Origin of the sequence: Micromonospora sp. NPDC050695 (assembly GCF_040654415.1) — a bacterium.
Lineage (GTDB): Bacteria > Actinomycetota > Actinomycetes > Mycobacteriales > Micromonosporaceae > Micromonospora.
Window position 1 is genome coordinate 1 of record NZ_JBFAHZ010000092.1, and the last position, 9634, is coordinate 9634.

Consider the following 9634-nt stretch of genomic DNA (forward strand, 5'->3'; position numbering starts at 1 on the left):
CGTAGAGAACTCCGATGATCAACCTCCCGTGCCTGCTTGCTACCCCCGGGTATCCAACTGTCCGAATCTTGGATACCTATTGCCGGTCGCTCTTACTCTCACGCTGGCCACGGCGGTGTCATACGTGGTGTTACTCGTGGGAACGGTGCTCGTCGGGGCACTGCTGATCGACACATCCGTGCTGGAACAGACTTTGCAGCAGTCGGTCGGTCTCAGCGACTATCTGACGCTCGCCTGGATCACCAGCTCGCTGGCCACTGTGGGAGGCGCGATCGGCTCCGGCCTGGAGAATGAGGAGACGGTTCGGGCCGCCGCCTACGGCTACCACCCGCAACCCGACGGCTGGCAGGACGAGAAGGCCGGGCGGGTGCACAGCGGTAGCTGAGTCGACGCGACCCCGCTCCGCACAGGTCGCAGGGATGCTCGATGCACGGGCTCACCTCACGCGCGATGATCCCGTTCGTCACCAGCTCGACGGCGATCTCGCCTGGTCCCGCCGGAAGGGCCGCTGGCCCTACAACATCTCCAGCGGTTGTGGGCCTCCCGGCGGCGGGAACGCCGTGTCGAGTGCCGCCACGTCCTCCTCGGTCAGCTGTACGTCACGCGCTTCGGCGTTTTCTCGGGTGTGTTTCGCATTGGACGATCGGGGGATGGCCGCGACCATCTCCTGCCGCAGCACCCAGGCCAGCGCGACCTGAGCGGCTGTGGCCTCGTGCCGGGCGGCGACCTCTTCGACCTGGGGGTGACCGAGTAGCCGCCCCTGCTCGATCGGCGAGTACGCCATCACCGGGATGCGGTGCTCGCGTAGCCAGGGCAGGAGGTCGTACTCGGGACCGCGGCGGGTGAGGTTGTACAGGATCTGATTGGTCGCGCAGGCATCTCCGCCCGCCTCAAGGAGTTCTGTCATGTCCGAGAGATCGAAGTTAGTCACACCCCACTGCCCGATGTCGCCGGCGTCGACGAGTTCGGCGAACGCCTCGATCGTCTCCGTGAGTGGATGCGTGCCGCGCCAGTGCAGCAGGTAGAGGTCGATGTGGTCGACGCCGAGTCGTTGCAGGCTGCGGCGGCAGGCCTGCACGGTTCCCTGTCGGCTGGCGTTGGACGGCAGCACCTTGTCAACTAGGAACACGTCGGCTCTGCGTCCGACGATCGCCTCGCCGACGAGTTCCTCGGAAGCGCCGTCACCGTACATCTCCGCAGTGTCGATCATGGTCATGCCCAGGTCGAGCCCGGTGTGCAGGGCGGTCATCTCGTCCCGCCGCCTCGCGGGGTGCTCGCCGAGGTACCAGGTTCCCTGGCCGAGCACGGGCATGGTTTGGCCGGACGGTAGCTCGATCGCGTCGGCAGGCATCGTCACGTCGATCTCTCCGGGTAACAGTGGGTGGTCTGGGTTACCCGCCGCGAGAGGCAGCACACGCGCGTCGCGGCCCTCTCCCCGCAGGCAGCGGCCGCGCAACGGGCACCTCCGGATTGTCCGCCCTCGAGCGGGCCTCGCTGCCCAGCTTGCGGGTTCCCGTACCGGGAAGGTGACCGCGATCTAGCGATGCGCCGCCGCGGCAAACCCTGACCACCACCCGCATCCGGCTACCGTGGCACGCCTGGTGGCCGGATGTAGCGTATCCGAAGGCATCGATCTGCAGGCGCACGCATTCGCAACCGAGCTACCCAGCTGTTTGCCGCAGACGACCCCGGGTAGGCGCAATCGGTGAGCGGGCCAGACACGGACCTAGGCACCCGATCGGACACCAGCCGCGCCGTCGCGTTCAGCGATGCGATCTTCGCCATCATCATCACGCTGCTGGTCCTGGACCTCCGGGTGCCGGACGTCCCGCCTGGCCACCTCCTGTCCGGCTTGCTGGCTCAGTGGCCGTCGTACGTCGCCTATCTCGCGTCCTACTCGTACGTGGCCGTCGTCTGGCTCAACCACAAGGCGGCGTTCAACCGCATTCAACAGGTCGATCGCGGTCTGCATTGGATGAACCTGCTCGTGCTGTTCAGCACGGCGCTGCTGCCGTTTCCGACCATCGTCGTGTCGCACGCGCTGCAGGAGCACAACAACGCTGACCAGCGTGTGGCCATCGCCTTCTACGCGCTGATCGGCGCGTTGCTGTGTGCGACGTGGCTGGCGTTCTACCACTACCTGGCCCGGAACCCCGACCTGCTGAAGGACCAGGCCAAGGGCGGCTTCTTTCCGGTCGAGCGGGTCCGGGCCCTCGCCGGGGTCGTCCTGTACCTCCTTGCAGGGGTCGTGGGCTACCTGGTAGCGCCCTTGATCGGCCTGGTCATCTTCCTTCTCCCGCCCGTCTTCTACGCGATCACCAGCGCCGGCCTGTATCAGTTGCGAGTGACCCGACGTACCAACCACCGCCCTCCCCCACCGCGTTGAGGGCGGGCGATCCGCCGTTTCACCCGGGCGCAGGCGGGTACCCGCGGCAATCCGGTTCGAAGGGGGGATCCGAGGTGAACTACAGCGAGTTCATTCAGTCTGTGGCAGCACGGCCCGAGGTTCCGCCGGGGCAGGCCGAACCGATCACCCGCGCCACGCTCGAGACTATGGCAAACCGGATCACCGGCGGCCAGGCAAGGGACCTCGCCTCCCAGCTCCCCGAGGAGCTACGAAGCCTGGTGTCCAGGCCCACCGAGGATCCGGAACGGTTCGGACTCACGGAATTCCTCGAACGGGTGCAGTCCCGGGCAAGGGTCGATCGCCAGGTGGCCGCCGACGGAGCGCGAGCCGTGCTGGACACCCTCCGTGAGTCTGCCAGCGCGAAGGAGTACGGGGACTTTGTCGACCAGTTGCCGCAGGAGTTCTGGCAGTTGACCGGGCCGGGGTCGGGACAGCTCCAGCCCCGCCGGATCGGCACCTAGTACTCCAACGTCATCGTCTAGGGCTCGAGCGTGGCGGGCATGCTGAAGGCGGCGACGTGACGGGCACCGATGAAGGCGTTGCTCTCTACGATCTTCCCGTTCTCGATCCGGAGTACGTCGACGACCAGCGCCTCATAGTGCGGGCTGCCGGGCCGGCGGAGATAGTTGATCAGTGCCGGGCGCCCGTTGGCCGAGGTGGGGAAGGTACGCCAGTCGAGCGGTCGGCCGAGGAACTCCGCGGCCGCGTCGATCCCGACGACCGGCGGCTCGGGCGGCATCGTGATCCGTACGTCCTCGGCGAGCAGTGCCCGGACCGTCTCCGGGTCCTTCGCGTTGGCGTAGCGGCGCAGGATCTCTTCGTCCTCACTGGTGAGCTGCGGGCGGCGCCAGTCCTGTGGGTCCGACGGAGCGCGCCGCCGGAGGGTGTGGCGGGCCCGCTGGATGAGGCTGTTGACGGCCGCTACGGCGGTGTCGAGCGCGCCGGCGATCTCCTGCGGCGTCCAGCCGTAGACGTCGCGCAGCACGAAGGCCGCCCGCTGCCGCGGCGGCAGGTACATGAGCGCTGCGATCAGGGCCAGCTCGACGGTCTCCCGGGCGGCGAGACCGGTCTGCGGATCGTCGGCCAACAGGGCGTCTGGGTAGGGACCGAGCTCGGTGGACCACTCCAGCGGGTCACCATACGGAACCGTCCGGTGACCGGCCGCCTTGCGGCTGTCGAGGAAGACGTTCGTGGCGATCCGGTAGAACCAGGTGCGCGCCGACGCCCGACCCTCGAAGCGGTCGCGAGCCCGCCAGGCACGCAGGAAGGCCTCCTGCACCAGGTCGTCCGCGTCGGTGACGTTCCCCGCGAGGCGGTAGCAGTGCACGTGTAGCTCGCGCCGGTGCTCGTCGAAGGCGCGCTGCAGCCAGACCGCCTGCTCGTCAGGCGAGTCGGACATGTGATCTCCCCAGGGCTGAGTGGTCCTCACAACCGTACTGACGACCGCGGACCCCATCCGTCATCGGTCACCGATGACGATCGCCGACTCGGTCGTCTGTACCTGTGACCAATCCCCACCCCACGAAGGAGACAGCCATGACGGCAACCCCCGCGTCCGGCGCAGCCACGCCCCCGGTCGTCGACCGGGAGACCTGGCTGCGCGAGCGCAACGAACTGCTGGCCCGGGAGAAGGCCCACACCCGCGAAGGAGACGCGATCGCAGCCGCTCGTCGTCAGCTGCCGATGACCTTGATGCCGACGGTGACGGTCCAGGGCCCCGGCGGGGACACCCCGCTGGTGGAGGTTTTCGAGGGCCGCCGGATGCTCATCGCCTACTTCCACATGTGGCACGACGGCAAACCGTACGGGGATCAGTGTGAGGGGTGCACCTTCTCGACCTGTCACATGCAGATGCTGGACTACCTGCATGCCCGGGACGTCACCTACGCCGCGTTCTGCCAGGGCCCCTACGACGAAAGTGCCCCGTTCGCGGAGTTCATGGGCTACCCGTTCCCCTGGTATTCGGCGAAAGACTCCGACCCGGCTCTGGCCGACGGTCGCGAATTCGGGTTCATCGCCTGCTACCTGCGCGACGGCGACCAAGTCTACGAAACCTACTGGACCACCGGGCGGGGCGTGGAGGCGTTGACGACCAGTTACCACACCTTGGACCTCACCGTGTACGGCCGGCAAGAGAACTGGGAAAACTCACCCCAAGGTTGGCCGCGGGTCAGTGGTCACCCGTGGCGGCTCAACGGCCGCCCCACCGCCCAATGGTCACGCCCCGGCGTTACGCCGGCGGTGACGTCCTGACGCTCGAGATGATCATGCTCGGGTCGGCCGCGGTGTCGGCCTGCTGCTGCGTCGTGCCGCGGGCGGGCGCGTCCCGCAGGGCCCGGATGCTCGCGGGTGCGATGGTGGCTGTCATGGTCGCGGTGACCGTCGACGCCGCACCGGTTGTGCAGTACGCGGGCGCGCGCTGCTGCTCCTCGCCTTCGCGGTGGCACTCGTCACCAGCGGTCCGACCGAGCGCGGCCCGGAGGTGGAGTGGCACCGTACGGCCGGGGCGGTGCTCATGGCGCTCGCCGTGCTGATGCATCAACACGGCGGGTCGATGGCTATCCACCACATGGCCGCCGGGTCCCGGATGGACCACGGCACCGTCACCGGCCATGCCGCGGCGCTCGTGTTGCTACGCGCCGCCACGGCGGCTTACCTCTGCTGGATGGCGGCCGCACTCGTCCGGCTGCGCAATCGACCGATCACGGACCTGCTCCGTTGGGAGCGCCTGGCCATGGGGGCAAGCCTCGCGGCCATGATCTTCTTCATGAGCTAGCCGAGTAAACCAGCCGGCAGATCAGGTGACGTTGGAGTACTAGGCCGCAGACCGCGCGCAGGTACAGCAGGTGTTCGTCGATGGCCGCCTCCAAAGGCTGCCGGCTCAGCATCCGCTGGGCGCACCCGCCGTCCATGATCGGCGAGACCTCTACCAGCTCCCACGAGCGCCGCGCCGCGTCGGACGAGCCCAGCGTCCCGCTTCCCGATGGCGAGCACCGCTTCCCCGATGATCGCGTCGGGCGGGGCCGCCAGCCGGTTGGTGACGGTCATCCGGTCAGCGACCCTGGAGATGCGGACTGGTTGGGCAGGGTGAGTAGGCTCTGCGCTGCTCAGCAACGGACAGGGTGTGCAAGCTCGGCGGGACGCGGTGGCGGCGCTCCCGCCCGGACGGGGATGGAGTCGGGATGGTCAGCGGGCAGGAGGCCGACACGGACGTACGTCCCGGCAGCGATGGGCACCGCGACCCGGGCCCGGATCCGCGGGCGGACGACGGCGCGCCCAGTCCGGGTGGCCTGGTGATGCCCGAGTGTGTGGACACGCCATCGGCGGCCGCCCCACCAGCGGGGACGCTGGTGCGGTGGCTGCTGCGCCATCAGGTGCAACCCGCCGGTCCTGAGGCCGGCGAGTCGCACGCCACGCCACACTCGTGGTGGAAGGTGATGTGCCTGACCGGAGTGGACTACTTCTCCACCCTGTCCTACCTGCCCGGCATCGCGGCCCTGGCCGCCGGCGCGCTGTCGCCGCTGGCAACGCTCCTGATCGTCGCGTTGACCCTCTTCGGGGTGCTACCGATGTACCGGCGGGTGGCTCGCGAGAGTCCCCACGGGCAGGGATCGGTGGCGATGCTGGAAAAGCTTCTGCCGTTCTGGCGGGGCAAGGTGTTCGTGTTGGTCCTGTTGGGTTTCGTGGCGACGTCGTGGATCATCACGATCACGCTGTCGTCGGCGGACGCGACCGTGCATCTGCTGGAGAATCCGATCCTGCCGCAGGGCTTCCCTCACGGGCAGGGCGCCGCAGTGCTCGTCACGGTGGTGTTGCTACTGATCCTGGGCGCGGTGTTCCTGCTCGGCTTCAGCGAGGCGGTCGGAGTCGCCATTCCCCTGGTGGCGATGTTCCTGCTGCTGAACGCGGTGATCGTGGCCGTCGGGCTGGTCGAGGTGATCGGTGACCCGGCGCTGCTCTCGGGCTGGACCGACGCCCTGACCGCCGGCACCGGTGGCGTCGGCGACGTGGTGGGCCCCGCGGTGCTGGCGTTCCCGCTGTTGGTGCTGGGCCTGTCCGGCTTCGAGACCGGCGTGAGCATGATGCCGCTGGTCAAGAGCGACGGCGACGACGCCAAGGCGCGTTTCGACGCCCGGATCCGCAATACCCGGAAGCTGCTCACCACCGCCGCGTTGATCATGTCCGGTTACCTGCTGACCACCACGTTCGTCACGACGGTGCTGATCCCCGCCGAGCAGTTCGAGCCCGGCGGCGACGCCAACGGGCGGGCCCTGGCCTATGTGGCCCACCAGTATCTCGGTGAGGGCTTCGGCACCGTCTACGACATCAGCAGTGTGCTGATCCTGTGGTTCGCGGGCGCCTCGGCGATGGCCGGTTTGATCAACATCGTGCCGCGCTACCTGCCCTCGTACGGGATGGCACCCGAATGGGGCCGGGCGGTGCGGCCTGTGGTGATCGTCTACACGGTCATCAGCATCGGCATCACCGTGGCGTTCGGGGCCGACGTCAACGCTCAAGCCGGTGCCTACGCCACCGGCATCCTGGCGATGATGGTCTCCGGCGCGGTCGCGGTGACGATCTCGGCGCTGCGCCGCCACCAACGCTGGGCCACCACCGGGTTCGCCGCGCTCACGCTGGTGCTGCTGTACGCGCTGATGGAGAACGTACGCGAGAAGCCGGACGGGATTGCCATCTCCGGCCTGTTCATCGCCGGCATCATCGCGGTATCGCTGATCTCCCGCGTGTCCCGCACGACCGAACTGCGGGCCGAGCGGATCGAGTTCGACGAGCTCGCGCGCCGGTTCATCGTCGACTCCATCGAGTTCGACGGACGCCTCGACGTCGTCGCGCACCGCCCGCACTCCGGGACGAGCGCCGAGTACCGCGCAAAGGAACGCGCGCAGCGCGGGATGAACCCGGTACCCGGCGCCGCCGACGTGATGTTCCTGGAGATCCAGGTCATCGACCCGTCCGACTTCAGCGACGTGCTGCGGGTCCGCGGGGTCGAGGTAGACGGCTACCGCGTGCTTCGGGCGCAGAGCCCGGCAGCGCCGAACGCCATCGCGGCGATCCTGCTGGCCCTGCGCGACGCCACCGGCCTACGCCCCCACGCGCATTTCGAGTGGTCCGAGGGCAATCCCATCGCGCATCTGCTGCGGTACCTCATCCTCGGGCGGGGCGACACCCCACCGGTGGTGCGGGAGATCATCCGCAAGGCCGAGCCTGATCCCGCTCGCCGACCCGGGATCCACGTCGGCGGTTGACGAGGCCACCCCCCTCCCGACGGCAGGGCGCCGACTGACGGTCATGCCGCCAGTCGGCGCCCCACGGTCGTTCAGTGGGCCGGCGCGGCCTCCGACCCGGCTTCCATGGCCGGGCTGGGCGTCGCCGACGGGTCCGACCGGGTGGCGTCGCCGTGACCCGGCCACCAGGCGGCGTGGCCGAGCATCGCGGTGAGGCCGGGGACGAGGAACAGGGACATGACGAACGCGGACAGCACGATTCCCACCGAGACCGCGAAACCCATCTCGGTCAGGAACGACACCCCGGCGAAGAGCATCGAGGTGAACGTGCCGGCGAGGATCAGACCGGCGGCGGCCACCGACGGTCCGGCGTGCTGGATCGCCAATGCTGCCGAGGTACGGGGATCGTTGCCGGCCCGTGCCCCCTCGCGTAGCCGGGCGATCATGAGAATGTTGTAGTCGGTGCCGATCGCGACCACGAAGAGGTACAGAATGATCGGCAGGAAGAACGACAAGCCGGACCGACCCCCGACACCCTGGAAAGCCAGGACGGTCGCGCCGAGCGTCGCCACGAAGCCGAGGCCGACCGCGATCATGAGGTACACCGGGGCGACGAGGCTGCGCAGGAGCAGGCCCAGGATCACCGCGATCAGCACCCCGGCCACCGGGAAGATCACCCACAGGTCGCGGGTGTTCGCGTCGCGAATGTCGGCGAAGACCGAGCTGACGCCGCCGACCAGCGCGGTCGTCCCGGCCGGAGCCTGGGCGTGGGCCACCTGCCGCTGGTCGTCACCGGCGAGGTCGAGCGCGTCATTGGAGTACGGGCTGGTGTTCAGCAGCAGGTTGATCTGTGCGGCGGTGCCGTCCGAGCTGATGGTGGCGGGATTGCCGGCGGGTCCGGGCATCAGGCTCCCGACGCCAGGGTCATTGCGTGTTGGTGTAACTGCTGGTCACGGCGTCGATGAGGTCGTGTGATCGGCGGTCGGAGCGGCGGTTGGCGCGGGCGATGTTGGTGTCGCCGTTGATGCGGTGCCAGCCGATCGCGGTGTTACGCAGGGTGGCCATGACGGCGGGTCCGGTGCCGGTTCGGGCTTGATGCAGGTCTTCACGGAACGTGACGTCTCTGACGTTATGGACCTGGTTCTCGATCAGCCACTCTGCCCTCGTCCACCTCTGCAGGTCAGCGGGTTGAGCGTCGGCGGCGGTCAGGGACGTGACCAGGTAGGCGGTCTCCCTGCTGGTCTTGCCGTCCACGGTGCGGGTCCGGATGATCCGGGCGGCCTGCTGGGCGCGCGGAAAGGCGATCCCGCCCGGGATGTGCAGGGTGACAGCCTTGACCGTGCGGGTCTCCTTACGGCCGTGTCCGCGGTCGCGGGTGCGGTCACCGACCGGGATCTGCGCCCAGGGCAGGTTCTTGAGCTGGGCATGAAGAGTGGGCTGGTTGCCCTTTGCCTGCAGGAGAAGGTGTGCTCCGCGGTTGGTGATCTGCTCGGCGTGACCGGTTTGGGTATGCATCGCGTCGGCGACGAACAGGACCCCGGTCAGGCTGCCCAGGACTTTCTCGACGGCGTTGAGCAGGGGTGTGAAGGCCGGAATCTCGTTGCTCTTCGTGTCGACGGTGACCTGGGCCAGGACGATGCCGGTGCTGGTGTCCAGCGCGGACAGCAGATGCACCTGGCGGCCGGCGGGCAGGCGGGCGCCCCGCAAGGTTTTGCCGTCGACGGCTATCACTGTCCGGTAGCGGCGCGGTCGGGCGGGTGCCGGCGGTGTCCGCGACCGCAGCCAGCCGGCCAGAACAGCGCTGAGCAGGGCCGCGTCGAGGCGGGTCAACAGCCGCCACATCGTCGTGCCGGCGGGCACGCCCCGGGTGAACCCGAGCCGCCGCTGGTCGGTCTCGTCGAGGTCATACAGCCAGTCGACGATCGCGGCAAACGAGGTGGCACCGGCCAGGACCGCGCAGACCGCGACGGTCAGCAGCGCCACA

10 protein-coding genes and 1 pseudogene are annotated in these 9634 nt (G+C 68.6%); 6 read left to right on the forward strand and 5 right to left on the reverse strand.

Annotated features, from left to right (window positions below; genetic code table 11):
- Positions 1 to 385: pseudogene (locus tag AB0H52_RS30860) on the forward strand (hypothetical protein); the annotation flags it as partial.
- A 129-nt stretch (positions 386 to 514) separates the two neighbouring features.
- On the opposite strand, the gene AB0H52_RS30865 reads toward AB0H52_RS30860, so the two are convergent.
- Positions 515 to 1456, reverse strand: coding sequence for an aldo/keto reductase (locus tag AB0H52_RS30865; RefSeq protein WP_357951788.1), 942 nt, complete (start codon positions 1454 to 1456; stop codon positions 515 to 517).
- A 249-nt stretch (positions 1457 to 1705) separates the two neighbouring features.
- On the opposite strand from AB0H52_RS30865, the gene AB0H52_RS30870 reads away from it, so the two are divergent.
- Together AB0H52_RS30870 and AB0H52_RS30875 are read left to right on the forward strand one after the other, a co-directional pair.
- Entirely contained in the window at positions 1706 to 2386 is a 681-nt protein-coding gene (locus AB0H52_RS30870; RefSeq protein ID WP_151492833.1) for a TMEM175 family protein, read from the forward strand.
- 74 nt (positions 2387 to 2460) lie between these two features.
- Positions 2461 to 2868 carry a DUF2267 domain-containing protein gene (locus AB0H52_RS30875; RefSeq protein WP_151492834.1) on the forward strand — a complete coding sequence of 136 codons (408 nt, stop codon included), beginning with the start codon at positions 2461 to 2463 and terminating at the stop codon, positions 2866 to 2868.
- 17 nt (positions 2869 to 2885) lie between these two features.
- Here AB0H52_RS30875 and AB0H52_RS30880 read toward each other — a convergent pair whose 3' ends face one another.
- On the reverse strand, positions 2886 to 3806 hold the full coding sequence (locus AB0H52_RS30880; protein ID WP_357951791.1) for an RNA polymerase subunit sigma-70: 921 nt from the start codon (positions 3804 to 3806) through the stop codon (positions 2886 to 2888).
- A gap of 137 nt (positions 3807 to 3943) precedes the next feature.
- Between AB0H52_RS30880 and AB0H52_RS30885 the strand changes: the two genes are divergently transcribed.
- On the forward strand, positions 3944 to 4660 hold the full coding sequence (locus AB0H52_RS30885) for a DUF899 family protein (RefSeq protein ID WP_151492835.1): 717 nt from the start codon (positions 3944 to 3946) through the stop codon (positions 4658 to 4660).
- On the opposite strand, the gene AB0H52_RS30890 is transcribed toward AB0H52_RS30885, so the two are convergent.
- Positions 4638 to 4775, reverse strand: a complete 138-nt coding sequence (locus AB0H52_RS30890; protein ID WP_192580493.1) for a hypothetical protein — start codon at positions 4773 to 4775, stop codon at positions 4638 to 4640. The two genes, AB0H52_RS30885 and AB0H52_RS30890, sit on opposite strands and share 23 nt — an antisense overlap.
- 72 nt (positions 4776 to 4847) lie before the next feature.
- Here AB0H52_RS30890 and AB0H52_RS30895 point away from each other — a divergent pair, with 72 nt between their 5' ends.
- The gene (locus tag AB0H52_RS30895; RefSeq protein ID WP_357951793.1) at positions 4848 to 5183 is read left to right on the forward strand and encodes a hypothetical protein; all 336 of its coding nucleotides are present in this window, start codon (positions 4848 to 4850) and stop codon (positions 5181 to 5183) included.
- Positions 5184 to 5703: 520 nt separating this feature from the next.
- Positions 5704 to 7671: an amino acid transporter gene (locus AB0H52_RS30900; protein ID WP_151492838.1), complete on the forward strand. Its 1968-nt coding sequence runs from the start codon at positions 5704 to 5706 to the stop codon at positions 7669 to 7671.
- Between the two features lie 71 nt (positions 7672 to 7742).
- Here the strand turns inward: AB0H52_RS30900 and AB0H52_RS30905 are convergent, their stop codons facing one another.
- Positions 7743 to 8555, reverse strand: coding sequence for an MMPL family transporter (locus tag AB0H52_RS30905; RefSeq protein ID WP_151492837.1), 813 nt, complete (start codon positions 8553 to 8555; stop codon positions 7743 to 7745).
- A 19-nt stretch (positions 8556 to 8574) separates the two neighbouring features.
- Positions 8575 to 9633 (reverse strand): ISAs1 family transposase, encoded by a 1059-nt coding sequence (locus AB0H52_RS30910; RefSeq protein ID WP_357951796.1) that lies wholly within the window; start codon positions 9631 to 9633, stop codon positions 8575 to 8577.
- Position 9634 lies beyond the last annotated feature (1 nt).